The sequence below is a fragment of the Sphaerimonospora cavernae genome, from assembly GCF_042435035.1.
GTDB lineage: Bacteria > Actinomycetota > Actinomycetes > Streptosporangiales > Streptosporangiaceae > Sphaerimonospora > Sphaerimonospora cavernae.
In genome coordinates, this window is record NZ_JBHMQT010000059.1 from 1 (window position 1) to 22,430 (window position 22,430).

Sequence of the window (22,430 nt, forward strand, 5' to 3'; positions counted from 1 at the left end):
TCATCCTTCCAACCTCCAACCGATGTAGCCACTCAAGGTGTGCGACCTCATGTCGCACATGCCTCACGGCGTTGGCGACCAGTTCGGTGGTGAGCAGCAGGGCGTCGTCACAGTGGGGGTGCCCGGTGCCGGCCAGCAGGACGCGCAGATAGCGCCGCGCCTTGGGCACGGAGGCGGTCTCGCCGGGCAGGTCGATCCGTCCCAGCAGTCCCATGGCCTTCATCGGGCCCTCCAGAAGACCCGGACGCCCGGTACGGCCTGGGCAGCGTAGATCATCTGCGTGTTGCCGACGCCCGAGAGGGTCTTAGCTGCCTTGGTGACCTGTGCGGCCTCGGCGGCGACGGCGCGTTGGGCGGTGTGCGCGGCCCGGACGGCGTGGACGGCGGCGGCGATCCGCCGTGCGGCGTCGGGTGCTGCGGTCGGGACGCGCCTGCGACGGCCGCGGCCCCAGGTGAAGATCCAGGTACGGCGTCGCCGCGTGGCCGTGACCCGCATCCGTGCCATGGCCGGCCCGGATGCCGTGTCGTCGGCGAGGGGGATCTCCATGCTCGGCTCGTGGTGCGGCGGAAGCCGTACGACCGAGTCCAGCCCGAGATCATGCAACTCCCCGGCCAGCCGGATCAGATGGCCGGCCTCCGCTCCAACGTCACGCATGCGCATCTCCCCTCACCACCTCGCTTCGCCGTGGCCCGGTTCCTTGGGCTCACAGGCAAGCGATGTCACTTTGAATAACTGATCGGTTGCTCCTTGTGCTCAGTGTGTGTGATCGATGGGCCTGTTGCAACAAGAATCGAAATGAACATCGTGCATGTTGATGTGTGGAGATCGCTGCGGCAGACTGGCGCCATCGGATACGCAGAGGAGTGACATGAGTGCGCAGCGCAGCCCGTCGGTTCGTCGACGCCGCCTGGCGGCAGAACTGCAACGCCTGCGCAAGAGCGCTGGACTGACCCGGGATCAGGTGGCCGAGCATGCCGGCTGTTCGCCGGTCACCGTCACGCGCATCGAAGCCGCCACGACCGCCCCTGCGGTCGCCCTGGTGGCCATGATGCTCGACCTGTACGGGATCACCCCCGAACGCCGCGAGGCATTACTCCAGCTCGCACGAGATGCGCGTAAGCGGGGGTGGTGGTACAAGCAGTCCGAGGCGATCCCCGAGTGGTTCCAAAGCTACGTCGGGCTGGAAGAAGAGGCGGCGACCTTCCGGGAGTACCAGCCGGAGTTCGTGCCCGGAGTGCTCCAGACCGAAGGCTACGCACGAGCCGTCCTGACCTCCGCACCGGCGCCCCACCCGGAGGAGGAACTGGAGCGGCGGCTTGCGATCCGCATGGAGCGCCAAGAACGGGTGCTGGCACGGCAGGACCCACCCCGGATGCACTTCGTCCTGAACGAAGCGGTCATCCGACGCCCCGCCGGAGGTCCCGCGCCTATGCGTGAGCAACTGCGCAGGTTGGTCGAGCTGTCGGAGACTGAGCACGTCACGTTGCAGGTGCTGCCCTTCGCCGCTGGACTGCATCCGGCGATGGACGGTGGGTTCACCCTCCTGAGGTTCCCGAAACCTTCCGATCCCGAGACCGTTTACGTCGAATATTGGCAGGGAAGCGTGTATCTGGAAGATCAATCCGAAGTCGACGCATACGTCCTGCTGTTCGACAGCCTCCAAGCGCGAGCCCTGGGGGCGGACGAGACCCGGAGCTTGATCGCTCAGGTAGCGCGGGAACTGTGAGCGGATGGAGAGGCTAGCCATGCTGGACCTGTCGCAGATGCGCTGGCGCAAGGCCAGCCGGAGTAACGCGCAAGGCGGCCAATGCGTTGAGGTCGGTGTCTGGAGCAAGAGCACCCGTAGCGGCGGAAACGGCGGCAGCTGCGTGGAGGCCACGACCGTTGATGCCGGTCAGGCGGGGATCGGGTACAAGGCGGACGCTGAGCGGCTCTTCCTGGTGCGCGACTCCAAGGACCCCGACGGCCCGGTGCTCGCCTTCACCCCGAGCGAGTGGGACGCCTTCATCGGCGGAGTCAAAGACGGCGAGTTCGACGACCTCGGCTGAGCGCCATGCCGTACGGCACCGGCAGGCGGAAGTGAGCGAGCAGGCCACGCGTCTATGGCCGCGCCTTGGGGTTCTTCATGAGGCCAATGGCAGCACGGCCAGCGGTCGCTCGCGGTCAGGAGCAGTCGGGTGCTGAGAGGCATGTTCTCTCGTTGGTTGTAATGCCCGAGCCTCCCGACGGCTGGGTGAAGGCGAGGGTCTGCCCGGCCAGACCGGTCACGTGTTCGTCGTCGAAGGCTGCATGCGGCCGCTACCTTCCTTCACGCCGACTACTCGACTGACGGTGTTTCAGTTGGTCCGGGTGTTGGGGAGGTGGTCGCCGAGGTAGCCGATCCAGATCTTGCCCGTGGCGCCGCCCGCGTCGTCGTGGAAGTACATCCGGGGGGCCGGATAACCCACGGGGCGCAACTTCACGTGCGCCTCCATGAGGAGTCTGCCGCTGGGGTCCACCGTCGTCGGCACGTCGAAGGTCCGCGGATCGCTGAACTTGGGCCGGTTGGTCACGGACTGGGACTCACGCATGGAGAGCATTCCGACGGGGATGACGTGCCTCCCGCTGGAGCCGTTCGCGCACCATTCGTAGAAGCCCCCGGCGAAGCGGCCCGCCGATCGGGCCCCGGCGAAGTCGTCGAGAGCGCGAAGCGCGTCCCAGGCCTTGACGGCCCAGGTGCGGGCCAGCGCCGGATGATGCACATCGAGCCGGGTGGCGGCGGCGTCGGTGTCCAGGATGACGAGGTGGGTCAGCCGCTGCCTGGCCTCGATCAGCGTCTCCGCGAGGCTGGCGGGTTCGAAGCGGTCGTCTTCCACCGCCACGCCGTACATCGGCCGCCCGGCCTCGGCGAGCTTGCGCTCCAGGTGGCGGACGCGTTCCGTGAGCCGGTGCACGTCGATGACCGCCTCCGCGTATTCCTCGAGAAGGAGGTGGTGTTCGTCGCGCAGTGTCTCCACGTCGCGGGCCAGGCGATCGGCGTCGTTCTCGGCCTCGTCGAGTAGTTCGTCGTCGCCGTGCCGCTCGACCACCAGGTCGCGCAGCCCGGCGACGTGGGCGGCGAGCGTGCGGATCTCGCGGGACAGGCCGCGCGACTCCTCACCCGAGCTGCCTGAGGTGAGGGCGAGCGACAGCGCCGACTCCAGTTCCGTGCGCAGTTCCTTGACGACCGTGTCCGCCACGCTCTGCGCGAGCCCCGCAGGGTCGAAGATCATGGAGGGCGCCGAACCCGGCGACGGGCTCGGCGGCGGGCTCGGCGGCGGCTGGTCGCTCGGCTTCGAGGTTTCCGTACCTTCGGGCCGTCCGCCGTTCTTGGTCGCCTGTTCCTTCGCCGCGGTCGGAGGCGCGGGCCGCGCCGTCATGGCCATCATCCGGCGGAAAAGCTCGTCCTTGGCCGGATCGCCGGCCGGCCCGCGGGCCGTGACCGCTTCCGCGATCTCGCGCAGCTCCGCCCGGCCGGCCAGCACCCGGTTCACCACGCGTAACGTCTTCTGTACGTCCTCGGGAGGGGTGCGCCGCGCGGTCGCGCCGATGATCCCGTCGATCGCCCGGTCCAGTGCCCGCTCACCCTCGCCGCGGATCAGCGCCCCGCCCATCGGCAGATGGCGGTACGGATACCGCTCCTCGGCTGGATCGAACGGCGCGACATAGGTGCGGATGCCTCCGCCGAACACCCCGAGATCGACGCCCATGGCCTTGTTGAACCGGTCCTGCGCCCGCAGGTCGGCGAGTAGCGCCACGACCGCGGCGCCCGCCGTCGCCGTGGACAGATAACGCGCACGGGAACGGGCGGCGTCGGTGTCTTTGGCATCGACCGACACCACCACGACGGGCACCCGCCGCCGGTGCTCGGTCAGCGTGTGTACGAGGCGTTGAACCTCGTGCTCGTCGACCACGGCGGGGCTGTCCTCCAGGTGCACTCCGCCATCGGTGATCCTCGCGGTCCGCAGGTAGGCGGGGACGAAGCCAGGGGCGAATCCCTGTTCTGATCCCTGGGACGATCCCTGCGCGGCCACGTTCATCGTCTTGTCGCCGCCGTGCTGGTCGACGGTGACCAGGACCCAGCCGGTCATGCCCGGCACCGACTCGGTGTAGGTGACCCTGGTGCGGAGCGTGCCGCCGTCGCACGGCTCGTCCAGCACGTACCGCCCGCAGTCGACGCGCCGCTCCATCCGAAGCCGGGCGCCGTTCGCCTCGTGCTCCACCAGAGCGCTTCCGGGGTTGGCGGGCGGAAACCCTTTGCCGACCGTCCACTCGGAGAACGCGCGGCGCAGCCGGATCGAGATCGGGGCGCGTACGTCGCGCAGGACGGCCTGATAGAGCCTGGTCGCATCGGAGGGCATGGCAGAGGTCACTTTCACCTATCGTCTCTGGGGCGTCGGTTGGTACGTCCGGGCACGGCGGGCGTCTCGTGCTGGGAGTTAACCGGACGGGGAGCCGTCGCGCGACTTGGTGCAGGGACCCCAATTAGATCAAATTGTGAAGCCAGTGCACAAGTTAAGTTGAATCCGTGGACAACGTACGGCAAAGTGCCGTAGATTCCAGCGCACAAACTTTGGGGACCGTTCCCGAGCAGCCTGATCTGGATCGGACCCTCGGCGAGGAGCTGAATGGTGACGAGTGTGACGACGTCGGAGAAGCCGACCATCGGGGCGCTGGTCGCCGTCCGCGGTCAGCGGTGGGTGGTCAGCGAGGTCGAGGCCGGCGAGAGCAGCAGCCTGGTGAGCCTGCAGAGCGTCGAGGACGGACGTTACGGCCACACTCTCGAGGTCATCTGGGAGGCCGAGCCCGGCAGGCGCATCCTGCCGAGCGGTTCGCTCCCGGAAGTGACGGACTTCGACCCGCCTGCGCGTCTCGCGGCCTTTCTTGACGCGATCCGCTGGTCGGCGGTCACCTCGGCGGACGTCAGGACGCTGCAGGCGCCGTTCCGCTCCGGCGTCGCCATCGAGGACTACCAGCTTGAGCCGGTCGCCCGGGCGGTCGACGCGCCTCGGGTGAACCTCCTGCTCGCCGACGACGTCGGTCTGGGAAAGACGATCGAAGCGGGCCTGGTCGCCCAGGAGCTGCTGCTCAGGCACCGGGCCAGGCGCATCATGATCGTGTGTCCGGCGGGGCTCACGCTCAAGTGGAAGGACGAGATGGCCGAGAAGTTCGGCCTCGACTTCACGATCATCGACGCCGAGCGCTGCGCGGTCGTCCGCCGCAGCCACGGAAGCGCGGCCAATCCCTTCGAGGTCTACCCGCTGACCATCGTCAGCCTGCCCTGGTTGCGGGGGCAGAAGGCGCAGCGGCTCCTCGACGAGGTGCTCGACCCGTCCGGAGACCGGCGTGAGTTCGACCTGCTCATCCTCGATGAGGCGCACCATGTCGCCCCGGCCGCGCCCAAGCAGGTCTACGCGGTCGACTCCCAGCAGACCAAGCTCATCCGCCGGCTCGCACCGCACTTCACCCACCGGCTCTTCCTGTCGGCGACGCCGCACAACGGCTACCAGGCGTCGTTCACGGCACTGCTGGAGACGCTCGACGACCAGCGGTTCGCCCGGGGCGTCGACCCCGACGACGCCGCGGTGCAGGACACCGTGGTCCGGCGGCTCAAGCGCGACATCGTCAACGGCGACGGCTCCAAGCGGTTCAAGGAACGCGGCGCACGGGCCATCCCGGTGCTCTATCCCCAGGACGAGCGGGAGATCCACGAACTGCTCAAGCAGTTCGCCGCGGCCCGCAAGAAGCGCCTCACCAGGAACAAGGGACGCAGGGCCGCCGACCTCGTCACCCTGCTGCTGAAGAAGCGGCTCTTCTCCAGCCCGGCGGCGTTCCTCCACACCGTCGGCGTCTACCTCGACACGGTCAGCGCCAAAGCGGCCGCCGTGGCCGCCATGGCCGACGAGTCGGACGAGGTTCCCGAGTGGGTCGAGGAGTTCGCCGACTACACCGCCACCCTCGACGACGAGTCCCTCGCGGAGGCCGAGGACGACGCGGTCAACCGGGCGCATCCCCTCCAGGAGGGCGCCACGGAGCAGGAGATCGAGCTGCTGGAGAAGATGCGGCGCTGGGCGCAGAAGCACGCCGTGCGGCCGGACGCCAAAGCCCAGGAGCTGATCAACTACCTGAAGGCCGTCTGCCGGCCCGACCGGCACTGGACCAACGAGCGCGTCGTGGTCTTCACCGAATATCGCGACACCCAGACCTGGCTGGCCGACCTCCTCCATCAGGAGGGACTCGGCGGCGACCGCCTGGCCCTCCTGCACGGGGGCATGGCCGCCGATGATCGCGAGCACGTACGGCAGGCCTTCCAGAAGGACCCCACCGAATACGAGGTGCGGATCCTGCTCGCCACCGACGCGGCCGGCGAAGGCATCGACCTGCAGAACCACTGCCACCGGCTGATCAACTACGACATCCCGTTCAACCCCAACAAACTCGAGCAGCGCATCGGCCGGGTCGACCGGTACGGCCAGCAGCACACCCCGGACATCCGGCACTTCGTCGGCACCGGCTGGGACACGGCCGTCGACTCCTACGAGGCCGACCTGGAGTTCCTCGCCCGGATCGCCGAGAAGGTCGCCCAGCAGCAGAAGGACCTCGGCCCGGTCAACGTCGTCATCTCCGAGCGCGTCCAGCGCCGGATGCTCGGCGAGGACGTCGGCATCGACGACATCGACCGGGTCGCGCCCAAGGAGGACGTCCCGGTCGAGGCCAACGTCGGTGAACAGGTCAGGAAGCTGCGGGCCAACCTCGACGAGACGATCGGCGAGCTGAGGATCACCCCGCGGAGCGTCAAGCGGGTCGTGGACACCGCGCTGGATCTCGCCCGCCAGCAGCCGCTGAAGCCGCACCTGGATGAGAGGCACCTCACCGAGGGTCTCTTCGAGGTCCCTCCGCTGACCGGCTCGTGGGAACGGGCGGCCGCCGGGCTCCTCGAGAAGATCTCCAAGGTCGGCGAGGCGCCCCGGCAGCGTCCGATCACGTTCGACCCCGCGGTGGTCGGGGAGTTGCGCGACGACGTCGTGCTGGCGCATCTCAACCACCCGCTGGTCGCCATGTCGACCCGGCTGCTGCGTGCCGCCGTGTCGAACCCGGACATCGGCCTGCACCGGGTGACCGCCGTGGTCAGCGACGACCCCGCACTGGAGACGACGCTCATCGGCGCCTACGCGCGGTACGTCCTGGTCGGCGGCGACGGCGTCCGGCTGCACGAGGAGGTGCTCTACGCCGGGGGCTGGGCGCAGCAGAGCGGCCGCTTCCGCAGGTTCGACACCCTGGGCACGCTCCGCGGCATCCTCGACCGGGCCCTCACTCAGGGGCTGCCCGCCTCACCGCACCTCCACGGACACTTGGCCGGCAGCTGGCAGAGGATGCGGCCCGGCCTCATCGACGCCATCGACGCCCGGGTGAAGACCCGCCGCGAATCGCTGGAGAACCTGCTCGCCAAGCGGCAGGAGGCCGAGCAGAGCCGCATCGCCGCCAACCTCGACCGGTTCGCGGCCACCCTGCGCGCCAAGCTCGCCGAGAACGCAGAAGACGACGCGCTGTTCAGCCGCATCGAGGCCACCAAGGACGAGCAGGAGCTCAAGCAGTACCGACGCGACCGTGAATCCTGGCGGGCGCGCCTCGACCGGCTGTCCGAGGAACGCCGGCGGGAGCAGGAGGCCATCGCGGACCGCTACCGCGACCCCCAGGAGCACATCTTCCCCGTAGCCGTGATCTTCGTCGTTCCCAGGCAGGAGGCCTCCCGATGAGCAGCCAGGCGACCGGCCGGCGCAAGCAGCCCGACGCGAACCGCGTGCACCAGGACTGGCTGAGCCTCGTCGAGGTGTCCGGGCCGTTCCTGTCGCTCCCGGTCCTGCGCCGCACCTGGCCGACGCTCGACCCGCTCGACCGGGAGGCCCGCGAGCGGCTGCGCCTCGAACACGGGACGTGGCAGGCCGGGGGCCTCGTCGACGACTGGATCCTGTACGGCCTGCGCGACCTGCTCGGCTGGCAGGACGCGCTGCACATCCGCGGCCTCGACGCGCTGGCCGTCGACGTGCCGCAGCACGACACCCAGCTCGTCCCCGACTTCGCCCTGGTCGACCCCGGCGAGTCGGGTGAAGAGATCAAGCCGGACGGCGTGCGGCTGATCGGCATGATCTGCGAAGGCCGGCCGACGGCCCGGATCAAGGGGGACGCCTGGGCCGCCACCCCGGCCGACCGGCTGGCCCAGCTCTGCCGGCACCACGGCGTCGAGCTCGGCCTGGTCACCGACGGCCGCTGGTGGACCCTCGTCTGGGCGCCCAGGGGCGGGGTCACCACGACCGCCGTCTTCGACGCCATCTCCTGGCCGGAGGCGGCCGAGCGCGACGTGGTCCGGGCGTTCGTCTCGCTGCTCAGGCGCGCCCGCTTCTTCTCCGTTCCCGAAGAGGAGACGCCGCCCGCGCTGCTGCGGGCCAGCCTGGACAGCCAGGAGGACATCACCGAGGCGCTGGGCGTCCAGGTGCGTCAGGCCGTCGAGCTGCTCGTCGCCGCCATCGGCCGCGCCGACGCCCGCGACCGCGCGGCCGGCGGTGCGGGCATCGGCGACGTCGCCGCGCACGAGGTCTACCGCGGCGCGGTCACCGTCATGATGCGGATCGTGTTCCTGCTCTTCGCCGAGGAACGCGGCCTGCTGCCGGCCGACAACGAGCTCTACGCCGCCGCCTACTCCGCCGGGGGCCTGTGCGCCGAGCTGGAGCAGATGGTCATCGAAGGCAGCGAGAACGACCTGGAGCAGACCCAGGCCGCCTGGCACCGGCTGCTCGCGCTCTTCAACGTGGTCTACGCGGGCGTCGATCACCCCCGCCTGAGGATGCACGCCCACGACGGCTCGATGTTCGACCCCGACGTCCACGCCTGGCTGCCGCTGTCCATCGACGACCGGACCGTGCTGCACATGCTCAAGGCCGTGCAGTACGTCCAGATCGGCTCGGGCAGGGCCCGCGAGCGGCGCAGGCTGAGCTTCCGCGCCCTGGACGTCGAGCAGATCGGGTACGTCTACGAGGGCCTGCTCTCCTTCGACGGACACCGGGCGACCGACACCGTGGTCGGCCTCGTCGGCAAGCCCGGCCTGGAGGAGGAGGTCGAGCTCACCCACCTGGAACGGCTCGCCGCCTCGGCCGGGGCCTCTGCTGGGAACGGCCTGGCGGCCAAGCTGGCCGAGCTGTACAAGCCCTCCGGCATCGGTACGGCCGCCGCCATCGCCAAGCGGCTCGCCCCGATGGCTGAGGCGGACAGCGACGCGGCGCTCCGGAAGCTGCTGGCCGTCACCGGCGGCGACCGCGATCTGGCCGAGCGGCTGCTGCCGTTCTACGGGCTCATCCGCTTCGACCTGCGCGAGCTGCCCATGGTCATCCTGCCCGGCGCGCTGTACGTCACGGAGTCGGCGCTGCGCAAGAACACCGGCACCCACTACACCCCGCGATTCCTCGCCGAGCAGGTCGTCGAGGGAGCGCTGGAGCCGCTGGTCTACCGGGTCGGGCCGCTCCAGACGGCGGACCGCTCGCAGTGGCAGCCGAAGTCCAGCGCGGAGATCCTGCGGCTCAAGGTCGCCGACATCGCCATGGGCTCGGCCGCCTTCCTGGTCGCCGCAGCTCGGTATCTCGCCCGCCATCTCGTCGAGGCCTGGTCACGCGAAGGCGACGAGCGGGCGGCGGCCTACCTGGCCGGCGACGCGGCCGCGGCCCATACGGCCGACACCGACCAGGACCCGGTGGTCGTCGAGGCGACCCGGCAGATCATCGAGCGCTGCCTCTACGGCGCGGACATCAACCCGATGGCCGTCGAGATGGCCAAGCTGTCGCTCTGGCTCGTCTCCATGGACAACGAGCGGCCGTTCACCTTCCTCGACGACCGGCTCGTCTGCGGTGACGCGCTGCTCGGCATCACCTCGCTCGACCAGCTCGAAGTGATGCACATGAACCCCAGGCGCGGCCGCGAGATCCACGAGAAGCGTGCCCTGCGGAACTTCGCCGTCGGATCCCGGAGCCTGGTGCGCGAGGTCGCCGCGGAACGCCGCGCGCTCGCCGACATCCAGCTCGGCGACGACCCGATGGCGGCCCTGGCGAAGAAGCGCGGCGTGCTGGCCGACGCCGAGCTGAAGACGTCCCAGGCCCGGCTGTTCGCCGACCTCGCCGTGGGTGCTGCGCTCGCCCACGCGGGCAGGGGAGACACCGGCCTGCGCGACGGCTCGATCGCCGCCTCCGACTACGTCCGCCGTATCACCGAGGGCTCGGCCAACGCCGAGGTCGAGGCCCGCGAACAGCGCAAGGAATGGCTGAACAAGGACCGCGTCCCCGGCTCCTTCCACCGCCAGCCCATCCACTGGCCCCTCGTCTTCCCCGAAGTCTTCGAAGACGACAAGCAAAAACGCCCCCACGGCCCCGGCTTCGACGCGGTTATCGGCAACCCGCCCTTTCTCGGTGGTCAGAAGCTCACCGGCACGATGGGCGTGGCCTACCGGGAGTATCTTGTCGAGGCGGTCGGACGAGGCGCACGCGGTAGCGCCGACCTGGTGGCGTACTTCGTGCTGCGCGCTCACGACCTGCTGAATTCAGCGGGCCAGACTGGCCTGATTGCGACCAATACCCTCGCCCAGGGCGACACCCGGGAGGTGGGTCTCGATCAGTTGGTGGCCAGTGGTGTGACGATTCGCCAGGCGGTGAAGAGCAAGCCCTGGCCCTCAAGGAGTGCCGTGCTGGAGTATTGCGCCGTGTGGACCAGCCGAGCTGCCCTCGACGAAAAAGCCCAACGAATCGTCGACGACGTGCCAGCCGGTGGAATTACACCCTCACTTGGCCCGGAGTCTCGTGTAACGGGTAGCCCGGAGAGGCTGGCCTCCAACATGGACTTGACATTTCAGGGATCAATCATCCTTGGCCTGGGTTTCACAATGGAGCCAGAGACGGCACGGGCGATGATCGAGCAGGACCCGCGTAATGCTGACGTTCTCTCCCCCTACCTTAACGGTAAGGATGTGAACTCTCGGCCTGATTGCACAGCGAGCCGCTGGATCGTCGACTTTCATGATTGGCCAGAGGAGAGAGCCAAGACTTATGTAGAGCCGTACGATCGGGTGGTCCATCTGGTAAAGCCGGAACGGGATACCAACAACCGGAAGATATACCGGGACTACTGGTGGCAGTACGCAGAGAAGCGGCCTGCGATGGTCAGGGCCGTTGCGGGGTTGGAGCGGGTTATCGTGCTCGCACAAACTAGCAAGACCGTGATTCCAGTTCTGATGGCAACTGGACAGGTTTTTGATCAGAAGCTTGTGGTCTTTGTAACAGGTGACCAAGCGATGCTAGCGCTCCTATCAGCTGCCCCACACTATTGGTGGACACGCAGTCGAAGTTCAACAATGAAGACGGATATTAGCTATGCTCCGTCTGATGTATTCCAGACGCTGCCGCTGCCGGAACTGACCCACGAAATGCGGGAGTTGGGGGAGCGGCTGGACACGTTCCGGCGGGAGCTCATGTTGTCGCGGGAGGCCGGGCTTACCGCGACGTACAACATGGTCAACGATCCGGCGAACACCGACGAGGACATCGTCGAGTTGCGGCGCATCCACAGGGCGATCGACGAGGCGGTCTGCCGGGCCTACGGCTGGGACGACCTGATCGATGGGCTCGACCACGGTCATCATCCCGTCGGGCGCGAGATCCGCTACACGGTAGGTCCCGCCGTACAGCGCGAGCTTGTCGACCGGCTTCTTGAGCTCAACCACGAGCGCTACGCCGAAGAGGTCGCGAAGGGCCTCCACGACAAGCCCGGCAAGAAGGGCGGCCGTGGGAAGCCGAAGGCCAGCGACGAGAAAGGCACCCTGTGGTGATGAGGCGCCATCCGACTACTCGCTTCCGGGCTTCAGAACTGGGGTCACAGACGCTGGGCCGACCCGGCAACGCTTCCTCTCGGCACTGGCCGGCCGGGCGTCGGCAGCGGATTGGCGTAGGTGAGCGGTGTGCCGGTGCGAAGATCGGGGGGAGGGAGGTGCGGTCGTGGAGAAGCGGCTGATCAAGCTTGAGGTGGAGAACTTCCGTAGCTTGCGGAAGATCTCCCTGCCGTTGGGTCCGGTGAACGTGCTCGTCGGGCCCAACGGCGCCGGCAAGACCAACGTGCTTGAGGTCTTCCGCTTCCTCGCCGACATGGTCCAGACCGACCTTGTTCCGGCGCTGGAAGAGCGGGGCGGGCTCGACGAGATTCTGTTCAGGGGTGGAGACAGGACCCCTGGCTATTTCCGGATCGGACTGGAGGCGGCCTGGACCGCGGCCAGCTCTCTCGACACACCTGATCAATATTCCCTGAAAGTCGGTTGGGAGAGGGCTAACGGGCAGCCCCCCCTGGTTCGGGCTGAGCGATTCCGATTCCCGAATCCGCCAGGCTGGCAGCAGATCGTCGTCAGCAACAACATGGTGGAGATATTCAAGGCGACCTCGTCCGATCTGATCCCGCTCGACACCGGTGTGCGGGCGACCGGGATCAGCAGTGTCAGCAGCGGGCTGTCCACTCTTCCCCGTCTTTCGGATGAGACCGGCGCGCGGGAGGTGCGTGCGCTGGCCGAACAGCTCAGCGCATTCCGGGTCTTCGATGTGAGCGTCGACGCCGCCCGTCGTCCGTCGAAGGTTCCCCGGAACGGCCGCGAGGTCCTCGACGACAATGCCGCGAACCTGGCGGCGTTCCTGCTGGCCCTCCACCGCAGCGACGAGAAATCGTGGCAGCGGCTGGAAGCAGACGCCAAGGCCGTCCTGCCCCAGCTCGACGCCATCGAATTCGACAATCCCTCCGGGCCGGCCCGTGAGGTGGTCGTTGCGCTGCGCGAGCGCGGGCTGCGCCGGACAACCCAGTTGGCCGACGCCTCCTACGGCACGATCCGGCTCCTCGGCCTGCTCGCGTTGCTCTACGACCCCCACCCGCCAGCGCTCACCTGTGTCGAGGAGATCGATCACGGCCTCCATCCGCAAGCTCTCGAACTGCTCGTAGCGCGGATCCGCGAGGCGAGCGAGCGCACGCAGTTCCTCATCGCCACACATTCCCCGACTCTGGCGGACCGGTTGAGGCCGGAGGAGCTGATCGTCTGCGAACGTCAGGATGATGGCTCATCGAGCATCCCCGCCGTCTCGCGGGAACAGATCGACCACATCGTGGCCGCGAGTGAGGGGCTTCTCCTGGGAGAGCTGTGGTTCTCCGGCGCGCTCGGAGGTGATCTGTGAGCCGAGGCGGCACCCGGATTCGCGCCACCAAGAAGCCTGTCATTGTTCTAGCGGGTGAAGACAGCAACGATCGCCGCGTTCTACGCATCTTGGTAGAGGCTTTCTGCCCGGGAATGCGCGGTCGCCTCGTTGAGATCAACGAGCCCGTACGGCTGCGCCAGGCAACAGGTGGCAAGCTGGTCGAGCGGGTGGAGAAGCTCGTTCGGCTCGCTCGCGCCCGAGCGGCGCGTGAAAGGGCTACCTCACTCGGAGCGCTCTCCGCGGACGGTGTCGATCTCGGCGAACAGATCGTCCATGCTGTCGAAGGCGCGGGTGCGCCCTTCCCGGGCGTCGGCGTCGGCTTCGGCTTCGGCGGACTGCCATCCCGGAGTCCAGTACCACGCCTCCTCAGCGGGCACGATCGCAGCGACGCGGCGGCCCCGGTCGGTGAGATAGGCGATCGTGTGGCGCTGGGCGGCGGCGCTGATGACATCGGGAAGATGTCCGTCAACCTCGCTCAGCGGGACCTCGAAGGCGTTCTCGCTCATGTCCCGAGTGTAAGCGGGTGCGTGTGAAGCAGCCATGTTACGCACTGTAGTGAAAATATCGCGGAACGATGTGTAGTTCTCGCAGTCGAGTCGCACAACGTCGGATCACAGCGCAGGAGGAACGGTCGGCGCCATGATGAGTGATCAGGAGGACCTGTTTCCCGAGTTGGGGGACAGGCAGCAGGCTCTGGACCTGACCGGCTCGGGGTCTGCGAAGCCGGCGGAGGCCGTACCGGCCGTGCTGGAAAAGGTCGTCCCCCCGTTGGATGTGCCGCAGGTGTTCGCCGGGGCGTCGTCGCATGAGGTGCGGGACGAGTTCCAGGAGTTCGTCTGCCGTGACCTGCTCGGGCCGTGGGACGGTGACCTGGAGGAGTTCCCGCCGCGGGCGATGGGACCGCGCGAGCGTTACCTCGTCGGCATGCTGGGCCCGAAGCATTCACCCACGTCCTCCCGGGATCAGGCCGACGAGGTGCCCGACACCGAGACCGGTGTCCACGGCGACGCCGCCGAGGCCGATCCGGCCGACGTGCTCACGTCGCAGAACCTCGGACGGTTATGGGCCTCCTCGATGGGGTTGTCCTTCGCCGTGCCCGCCGACGTCGACATGATCGCCGTCACCGCCGCGTGGGGCCGGTACGGCAAGAGCGAGATCGAGCGTGAGGACGGCAGGAAGGTCCGGACCTGGTCACGGGAGCCGGTGGCGTACGACAGGGAGGTCCGGCTCGACCGGGAGTCGAACTACCGGATCCCGCTCACCGGCACCACAATTGATGCCCCCGGCGTGCTGCTCGCGGTGGCCGTACGGCCCCGGGACGGACACCGGGTGGTGGAGCTGTCGCTGATCAACACCCAGCGGGAGCCGGAGAGCAACAAGGACACGGCGTGGCTCTTCCAGACCGAGCTGCTGGTCAGGGCGCTGGACGGGCACGCGGCGATCTTCCTGCCGATCGACGATCCCCTCGACGGCGACGGGGGAGCGGGATACGACGAGGAGGACGCCCACCTGCGGCTCCTCTACCGGAACGAGCGGCGGTACGCCTCCGGGCGCAACGTCGCGGTGCACGCCGTCATCCGTGACAACGAGCGGCGTGCCCACGAGCTGCTGACGACCTGGCTGCCGGTCTACAACGTGCCCGCGACCATCGCGCCCACTACCGGGCTCGGCGACATGGAGCTGTCGATGGACGCCCTGGCGGAGGCCGCCGAGGCCGACGCCGAGAAGCTGCGCGCCGGGCTGGCGCCGCTGGCCGACGGCTACTCTGCCTGGCTGGACAAGCGCGCCGCCGAGATCCCGACGCTGCCGGCGGCGCTGCGTGCCACGGCCGAGAGCGCGGTGTTCAAGGCACGCCGCGCGGCCGATCGCATCCGTGCCGGGATCGACCTGCTGCTCTCCGACGGGGACGCGCTCAAGGCGTTCCGGTTCGCCAACGAGGCGATGGCGCTGCAGCGGCGGCACACCGCGATCGCCAAACTCCGGCAGGAGCGGGGCCTCACCTTCGAGGCCGCGTCCGAGGTCGTCGCGGAGGAGGGGGCGAAGGCCGCCTCCTGGCGTCCGTTCCAGTTGGCGTTCGTGCTGCTCAACCTGCCGTCGCTGAGCGATCCCGCACACCCCGAACGGGCGGCCGACCACACCGCCACCACCGACCTGCTGTTCTTCCCGACCGGTGGCGGCAAGACCGAGGCATATCTCGGGCTGACCGCGTACACCTTCGCGATCAGGCGGCTGCGGAAGGTGGTGGGCACGGCCGAGCAGGCGCGCAGCGGCCTGGACGGCGTGGCCGTTCTCATGCGCTACACCCTGCGGCTGCTCACCGCCCAGCAGTTCCAGCGGGCCGCGGCCCTGGTGTGCGCCGCCGAAATGCTCCGCCGGCGTGATGACCAGACGTGGGGCGGCACGCCGTTCCGGATCGGGCTCTGGGTCGGCAGCGCCGTCTCCCCGAACTGGTTCGAGGGCGCGGCCAAGGAGGTGAGCGACGCGCGGGCGGCCCCCGAGGGCAAGCGGCCGAACGTCCTGCAGACCCTGTCCTGCCCGTGGTGCGGGCAGACACTGCGCGGGCACGAGGACCTGCAGATCGACGACGACCGCCGCCGCGTCGTGCTCTACTGCGCCAACGGTGAGGGGCTGAACGCCTGCCCGTTCTCCCGCAGGATGTCCCCCGGCGAGGGGCTGCCGATCCTCACCGTGGACGAGGAGATCTACCGCCTTACCCCGAGCCTGGTCATCGCGACCGTCGACAAGCTGGCCCAGCTTCCGTGGCGCGGGTTCGCCGGCCATCTGTTCGGCCGGGTCCGCGAATGGTGCCCGCGGCACGGCTACCGGCACGAGGACCTGAACGCCAAGACCGGATGCACGTCCAGGCACAACGCGAAGGGCGTGCTGCCGGCGGTCCAGAGTCAGCCGGTCACCCGGTTGCGCCCGCCGGACCTGATCATCCAGGACGAGCTGCACCTCATCTCCGGCGCGCTCGGCACCACCGTCGGTCTTTTCGAGGCGGCCGTGGACGAGCTGTGCACCTGGGGAGACGGATTCGGCCCGAAGATCGTCGCCTCGACGGCGACGACGAAGCGGGCCGACGCGCAGGTGCTCGGCGTCTTCGCGCGTGAGCTGGCCATCTTCCCGCCGCAGGTCATCGACGTGGCCGACACCTTCTTCTCACGCCAGGTGCCGATCACGCCGGACAACCCCGGGCGGCGCTATCTGGGCGTCTGCGCGCACGGTGTCCGTCTCAAGTCCGCCGAGATCCGGCTCGCGGAGATCCTGCTCATCGCCGGGCAGACCGTCTTCGACAGGTACGGCAAGGCCGCCGATCCGTACATGACGCTCGTCGGCTACTTCAACGCCACCCGTGAACTGGCGGGCATGCGCCGCTACGTCGACGACGACGTGACGACCCGCATCCGCACCCATGGGAAGCGCAAGGGCCTGTCCAACCGGCTGGCGACCCGGCTGGAGATGCTCACGGTCCAGGAGCTCACCTCGCGGATCTCCTCCACCGACATCAGCGAGGTGCTCAGGAACCTGGAGGTCGGCTTCGATCCCGAGTTCGACACCTCGAAGCGGAAGTACGACCTCAGCGCGGAACGGGCCTTCGCCTACCGGGACAAACGCCCTGAGCATCCACTGGTCGACCAGTGGCTGGCGCGGCAGCGGCTGCCGGTCGACGTCGTGCTGGCGACCTCGATGCTCCAGGTCGGCGTCGACGTGTCCAGGTTCGGCCTCATGGTGGTGACTGGGCAGCCGAAGAACACGGCCGAGTACATCCAGGCCTCCTCCCGCGTCGGCCGTGATGCCGAACGGCCGGGGCTGGTGGTCACGCTGTACAACTGGTCCCGCCCGCGCGACCTCGCGCATTTCGAGGACTTCGAGCACTACCACGCCACCTTCTACCGTCAGGTGGAGGCGCTGTCGGTCACTCCGTACACGCGGCGGGCACTGGACCGGGGCGTCACGGCGGCCTTCGTCGCCGCGTTGCGCAACGCGGAGGAGACCTTCTCCCGCAACGCCGACGCCCACACGGCGAAGCTGGACGGCCCGGTCGCCACGCGGATCCGGGAGCGCTTCCTGGCCAGGGCCGAGGCGGTCGCGGGCGAACGCGGCCGCGACTACCTGCGCGAACGCCTCGACGTGGTGACCGACACGTGGCTCAGGATGCGCACCGGGGAGATCAGGCTGGGCTACCAGGGGAGCTCCTCCACCAAGCAGCCGCTGGCACCGCTGCTGCGGTCGGCGGGGGAGGGCCCCTGGGACACGATGACCGTCGGCCAGTCCATGCGGGAGACCGAGAACGAGATCAACCTCCTGGTTCCCCGCCTGGAGGAGATGTTCGCTCCGGCGTACGGCGCACCGGACTGGGCCTTCACCGCCACCGATGCCGACGACGACGATGCCGACACCCCCGAAGGGGACGAGCTCGGCGAGAGCACGCTGATGACCGGAAAGGGCAAGTGATGGCGACCCGCAAGCCCGAAGGGCACCGTCGCAGGGTCGGCGCGGTCCGCCCCAGCCACCTGATGTTCACCGGCGGCGTCGGTGCGCTGGTGGACCTGCCGAACTTCTCCGTGCTGGTCAGAGGGCTGGACGACTGGGATTACCGGCCGATTCCCGACTGGGAGCCGCTGGTCGAGCCGCGGCTCCTGGCCGCCGTGCAGACCCTGCTCGGCAAGCAGGTCGAGCGGCTGCACCCCGCTCCCTGGATGCCGGACAACGACCAGAGCGGCATGGCCGCGCGCGTGGGCGTGCCCACCATCCCCTTTCCCGCCTGGATGAGATGCACGGCCTGCAACATGCTCGCGCCCATCGAGTCGCAGGTCGTCTTCGGCTTCGAGAACCCGAAGCAGCACGCCCCGCACGAGGCCCGGTTCTTCCACAAGAACTGCCCGCGCAAGAAGTCCGGCCCGCGCCCCCTGGCGGTGGCCGCCCGTTTCGTTCTCGCGTGCACGGCGGGCCACATGGACGACTTTCCGTACGTGCGGTTCGTGCATCGAGGGGGCACCTGCGAGGTGGACTTCCCGCCCCTGAGCATGGACGACCGGGGCGGGAACATGGGCGCCAACGTCGAGATCAGATGTGACCGCTGCGGGATGCGGCGCAACATCACCGAGGCCATGGGCCGGCGTGGCGAACGCAGCCTCCCGGCCTGCCGTGGCCGCCATCCGCACCTGTCCACGTTCGAGTCGTGCCCGCGCCCGGTCCGCGTTCTCGTCGTCGGCGCCTCCAACCAGTGGTTCGCGCAGACGCTGTCCTCGCTGTGGGTGCCGGAGATGGGGGCCGGCGTGCTGGACGCCAAGGTCGCCCAGCACTGGAACTCGCTGTACGGCATTCCCGGCCCGAACATGCTGCCCTACCTGCGCGGAGCCGTACCCGCGCTCAGAGAGTTCGACAAGTGGGACGACCAGGCGGTGTGGGACGCGGTCGAGCGGCACCGCGCCAAGCTCGACGGGGTGGAGGCAGCGGCGGCCGAGGGCTATCCCGACCTGCGGACCGCCGAGTGGGAGGTGCTGTCCGCGCCCGAGTTGCCCGAGCCCGACGAGGACTTCGCGCTGCGCCGCGACCCCGAGGGAGTCCCCGAGCCGCTGCGCGGGGTCTTCGCCGACGTGGTCCAGGCCGAACGCCTCCGGGAGGTCCGCGCGCTGATCGGCTTCACCCGTTTGGACGCGCCGGACCCCGAGGACCCGGAGCTGGTGACCCGAGCCCCGCTGGCCAGAGACCGGGCGGCATGGGTGCCGGCCAGCGAGGTGCGGGGAGAGGGCATCTTCCTCAGGCTGCCCGAAGATCTGCTCGCCACCTGGGAGAAGCGGGTCGAGAACACGCTCGCGTTGCGTGAACACAAGGAGGCGTACGGACGTTTCCGGACGCACCGCTACAGCGACCGCGTCCGCGGCCAGTTCGACAAGATGCAGCACTGGCCGGGAGCTCGCTTCTACGCCCTGCACACCCTGTCTCACCTGCTCATCCGCACCATCTCGCTGGAATGCGGATACAGCTCCGCCAGCCTCTCCGAACGCGTCTACGCCGGCGGCGACGACGATCCGCGCAGCGGCATCCTCATCTACACGGCGGTGCCCGACGCCGAAGGAACCCTCGGCGGCCTGGTCTCGCTGGCCGAGCCCGCGAACCTGGTACGGCTGACACGCCGGGCACTGCGTGACGCGATGCACTGCTCGTCCGATCCGTTGTGCTCGGAACGCCTCCCGCAGGCGCCCGCCGACTTCCTGCACGGCGCCGCCTGCCACGTCTGCCTCTTCGTCTCGGAGACGACCTGCGAGCGGGGCAACCGGTTCCTCGACCGCCGGTTCGTGGTGCCCATCGACGACCCCGACCTCGCGCTCTATCCCGAGCTGCCATGATGTCGCGGCGGCGCTTCGAACGGACGGCGCTCGAACGGGAGGCGTTCGAACGGGCGGTGGCGCAGGCCGCCGCCCAGCTCGGGCCTTCCCGGGTCCGCACCCTCGCCGAACGGATCGGCGACGGGTGGCCGCGGAGCGCGATCCCGGGGGCGGTGCCGGTACCGGGTTTCGCCGAGGCGGCACACGCGGTGCTGGAGGCGCAGGACGCGGAGAGGGTGCCCGACGCCGAGGCGGTCGCATACCTTCGCGGCGTGGCCGACGGGCACGCCCAGCACGCGCGTGAGGTCCGGGTCGAATCCGTGTGGAGCGGGCCGAGCACCCATGCCGTGCCCGTACGAACGACCGGCCAGGTGCTGGTGGATCTCGTGTCGGAGGCGGCCCATGAGCTCGTGCTGATGACCTATTCGGCCAGGCCGTACGGCCCGCTGCTGGAGGCGCTCGGCGCGGCCGTCGAGCGCGGCGTCGCGGCGATGGCGGTCGTCGAGACCCTCCAGGGCGCGGGTTCCGCCCTGGCCGGCGCCGAGCCCGCGGCGGCGTTCACGTCGGTCTCCGGTCTCGAGTTGTGGCACTGGCCGATCGGCAGGCGGACGGAACAGCGCGCGAAGATGCACGCGAAGCTCGCCGTGGCGGACCGGCGGGTGCTCCTGGTGTCCAGCGCCAACCTGACCCAGTCGGGCGTGGCCGGCAACATCGAGGCCGGGTTGCTCATCCACGGCGGAACGGCTCCGAAACGGGCAGCGGAGCACATCGCCGAGCTGCGCGCGAAGGGCCTGCTCGAACGCCTGCGCTAGATCTTGAAACTGTGCTGGATTCTGGAACTGGGCTGAATTTTGGAACACGGGGGAATGGGAGAGGACAGTTGACGCACGACGACGCCAGGGTGGCGGCGGGCGACATCGCACGCCTGGCCGGAGTGGGCCGGGCGGCCGTCAGCAACTGGCGCCGAAGGTTTCAGGACTTCCCGGAACCGGTCGCGGGCACCTCGTCGAACCCGCTGTTCTCTCTGGCCGAGGTCGAAACGTGGCTGCGCGACCAGGGGAAGCTGGAGGAGTTGCCGGAAGACGAGCGGGTGTGGCAGCAGCTCCGCAACGCCGCGGATGATCTGCAGCTCGCTTCGCTGGTGAGCGCCATGGCGGCGTTCCTCGTCCGACCCGACCGGGACCGCGCGCTGAAGCGACCGGACGGCGCAGGGGTGGCCGTGCCCGCGGCCCTGCGGGAAGCCCTGACGGGACTGGCCGCCGCACGCGGCACCGGTGACACGGTGGAGTTCCTGTTCCGCCGCTACATCGAGACCCATTCACGCCGGGTCCAACTCGTTTCCGACGACGTCGCCGCCCTGATGGCCAGGCTGCTTGGGCCGTGTGACGCGGTGCTCGATCCCCTCTGCGGTTTCGGGACCCTGCTGCTGGCCGCCCAGCCGTACGCGAAGCGTCTCCTCGGCCAGGAACGGGACGCCGCGACGGCTCGGCTCGCCGCGGCACGCCTGGCGGTACGGGAAACCGACGCCGAAATTCGCTGCGGTGACGCGCTGCTCGCCGACGCCTTTCCCGACTGCGAGCCGGACGGCGCGTTGTGCGTTCCGCCGTTCAACGAACGGGGCTGGGGGTACGAGGAGCTGACCACCGACCCGCGCTGGCAGTACGGACTGCCGCCACGGGGCGAATCGGAGCTGGCCTGGGTGCAGCACTGCCTCGCCCGGGTGCGGCCGGGCGGCCGGGTGGTGGTGCTGATGCCTCCGGCCGCGGCCAACCGCCGTTCGGGACGTCGGATCCGGTCGCAGCTCCTGCGGACGGGGACGCTGCAGGCGGTGATCGGGCTGCCCGCCGGCTCAGCCCCGCAGTCGTCGTTGCCGCCTCACCTGTGGCTGCTGCGGCGGCCGGGGTTGCCGCGGCGCCCTGAAGACAGGGACGTCGTGCTCACGCATGTGCTGATGGCCGACGGCCCGGTCGAGGCGTTCCGCGAGGGCGTGGAGGCGGTCGGCCGCGCCGTACCGATCATGGAGCTGCTGGACGACGAGGTGGACCTCACGCCGTCGCGCCACCTGCCGAAGGCGGCGGCCGTACGGGTGGAAGACCTGGACAAGGCCCGCGACGACCTCCATGAGGTGGCTTCGGCGCTGACCGGGCTGCTGCCCGCCGTCAGCCGGCAGACCCGGGACCTCACGATGACGACGCTCGGTGAGCTGGCCCGGGCGGGCGCCGTCCAGTTGGAGCAGACCCCGATGCGGATGGCGACGGAGTCGGGGGACGTGCCGCTGCTCACGGCGAAGGACGTCGTGCTGGGCCGCGGACCGACAGGTCGCGGACGGGTAGGGCAGGACACCGTGACCGCCGGGCCCGGCGACATCGTGATCCCGGCGGTCACCCACGACGTGATGGCCCGAGTCATGACAGAAGAGGTGGTGCTCGGCCCGCACCTTTTCGTCATCCGGGTGGACCGGGAGGTGCTCGACCCGCTCTTCGTGGCCGGCTTCCTGCGTCTGTCCGCCGAGCGGGCCGCGGTCACGTCGTCGGGCACCTATCGGGTCGACGTGCGGCGCGCGAAACTGCCCCGCCTGCCGATCGCGGAACAGCGACGGTACGGCGAGGCGTTTCGCCGGTTGGACGCTTTCGAAAGCGCTGTGCGCCAGACCGCCCAGATGGGTGGCCTGCTCGCGAGACAGGTCCTGCAAGGGCTCACCGACGGCGAGCTCGAACCCGCCGGTTAGCGGGCGATGACCGTGTGATGACCGTGCGATGGCCTGGCGACGGCCCGGCGACGGCTGCCATGAGCCGCGCCAGTCACCTGCGCACTCATC

At 69.2% G+C, this 22,430-nt stretch carries 12 protein-coding genes and 1 pseudogene; 9 read left to right on the forward strand and 4 right to left on the reverse strand.

Annotation, left to right across the window (positions count from 1 at the left end):
* Positions 1–223 (reverse strand): annotated as a pseudogene (locus tag ACFHYQ_RS26240) (hypothetical protein); the annotation flags it as partial.
* Complete coding sequence (locus tag ACFHYQ_RS26245; RefSeq protein ID WP_394303812.1) at positions 220–654, reverse strand: hypothetical protein; 435 nt, start codon at positions 652–654, stop codon at positions 220–222. The gene ACFHYQ_RS26245 and the pseudogene ACFHYQ_RS26240, both read right to left, overlap by 4 nt.
* A 214-nt stretch (positions 655–868) precedes the next feature.
* Here ACFHYQ_RS26245 and ACFHYQ_RS26250 point away from each other — a divergent pair, with 214 nt between their 5' ends.
* Positions 869–1,726 (forward strand): helix-turn-helix domain-containing protein, encoded by an 858-nt coding sequence (locus ACFHYQ_RS26250; protein WP_394303813.1) that lies wholly within the window; start codon positions 869–871, stop codon positions 1,724–1,726.
* 4 nt (positions 1,727–1,730) lie between these two features.
* Positions 1,731–2,048, forward strand: a complete 318-nt coding sequence (locus ACFHYQ_RS26255; RefSeq protein WP_394303814.1) for a DUF397 domain-containing protein — start codon at positions 1,731–1,733, stop codon at positions 2,046–2,048.
* A 288-nt stretch (positions 2,049–2,336) separates the two neighbouring features.
* Here the strand turns inward: ACFHYQ_RS26255 and ACFHYQ_RS26260 are convergent, their stop codons facing one another.
* Positions 2,337–4,391 (reverse strand): hypothetical protein, encoded by a 2,055-nt coding sequence (locus ACFHYQ_RS26260; protein WP_394303815.1) that lies wholly within the window; start codon positions 4,389–4,391, stop codon positions 2,337–2,339.
* A gap of 255 nt (positions 4,392–4,646) precedes the next feature.
* Between ACFHYQ_RS26260 and drmD the strand changes: the two genes are divergently transcribed.
* The 3 genes from drmD to ACFHYQ_RS26275 all read left to right on the forward strand — a co-directional run bounded on the left by drmD (position 4,647) and on the right by ACFHYQ_RS26275 (position 13,259).
* A complete protein-coding gene (drmD, locus tag ACFHYQ_RS26265; RefSeq protein ID WP_394303816.1) occupies positions 4,647–7,775 on the forward strand; it encodes a DISARM system SNF2-like helicase DrmD in 3,129 nt (1,042 codons plus the stop codon).
* Complete coding sequence (locus ACFHYQ_RS26270; RefSeq protein ID WP_394303817.1) at positions 7,772–11,881, forward strand: Eco57I restriction-modification methylase domain-containing protein; 4,110 nt, start codon at positions 7,772–7,774, stop codon at positions 11,879–11,881. The genes drmD and ACFHYQ_RS26270 overlap by 4 nt, the downstream gene beginning before the upstream one ends.
* A gap of 166 nt (positions 11,882–12,047) precedes the next feature.
* Positions 12,048–13,259 (forward strand): AAA family ATPase, encoded by a 1,212-nt coding sequence (locus ACFHYQ_RS26275; RefSeq protein WP_394303818.1) that lies wholly within the window; start codon positions 12,048–12,050, stop codon positions 13,257–13,259.
* A 242-nt stretch (positions 13,260–13,501) separates the two neighbouring features.
* Here ACFHYQ_RS26275 and ACFHYQ_RS26280 read toward each other — a convergent pair whose 3' ends face one another.
* Positions 13,502–13,786: a type II toxin-antitoxin system Phd/YefM family antitoxin gene (locus tag ACFHYQ_RS26280; protein ID WP_394303819.1), complete on the reverse strand. Its 285-nt coding sequence runs from the start codon at positions 13,784–13,786 to the stop codon at positions 13,502–13,504.
* Between the two features lie 133 nt (positions 13,787–13,919).
* Between ACFHYQ_RS26280 and drmA the strand changes: the two genes are divergently transcribed.
* The 4 genes from drmA (at position 13,920) to ACFHYQ_RS26300 (ending at position 22,340) form a co-directional block, all read left to right on the forward strand.
* Positions 13,920–17,735: a DISARM system helicase DrmA gene (drmA, locus tag ACFHYQ_RS26285; RefSeq protein WP_394303820.1), complete on the forward strand. Its 3,816-nt coding sequence runs from the start codon at positions 13,920–13,922 to the stop codon at positions 17,733–17,735.
* Positions 17,735–19,633 (forward strand): DrmB family protein, encoded by a 1,899-nt coding sequence (gene drmB / locus ACFHYQ_RS26290; RefSeq protein WP_394303821.1) that lies wholly within the window; start codon positions 17,735–17,737, stop codon positions 19,631–19,633. Before drmA ends, drmB begins: the two co-directional genes overlap by 1 nt.
* The gene (gene drmC, locus ACFHYQ_RS26295; RefSeq protein WP_394303822.1) at positions 19,630–20,424 is read left to right on the forward strand and encodes a DISARM system phospholipase D-like protein DrmC; all 795 of its coding nucleotides are present in this window, start codon (positions 19,630–19,632) and stop codon (positions 20,422–20,424) included. Before drmB ends, drmC begins: the two co-directional genes overlap by 4 nt.
* Positions 20,425–20,492: 68 nt before the next feature.
* On the forward strand, positions 20,493–22,340 hold the full coding sequence (locus tag ACFHYQ_RS26300; RefSeq protein ID WP_394303823.1) for an N-6 DNA methylase: 1,848 nt from the start codon (positions 20,493–20,495) through the stop codon (positions 22,338–22,340).
* Positions 22,341–22,430: the final 90 nt, after the last annotated feature.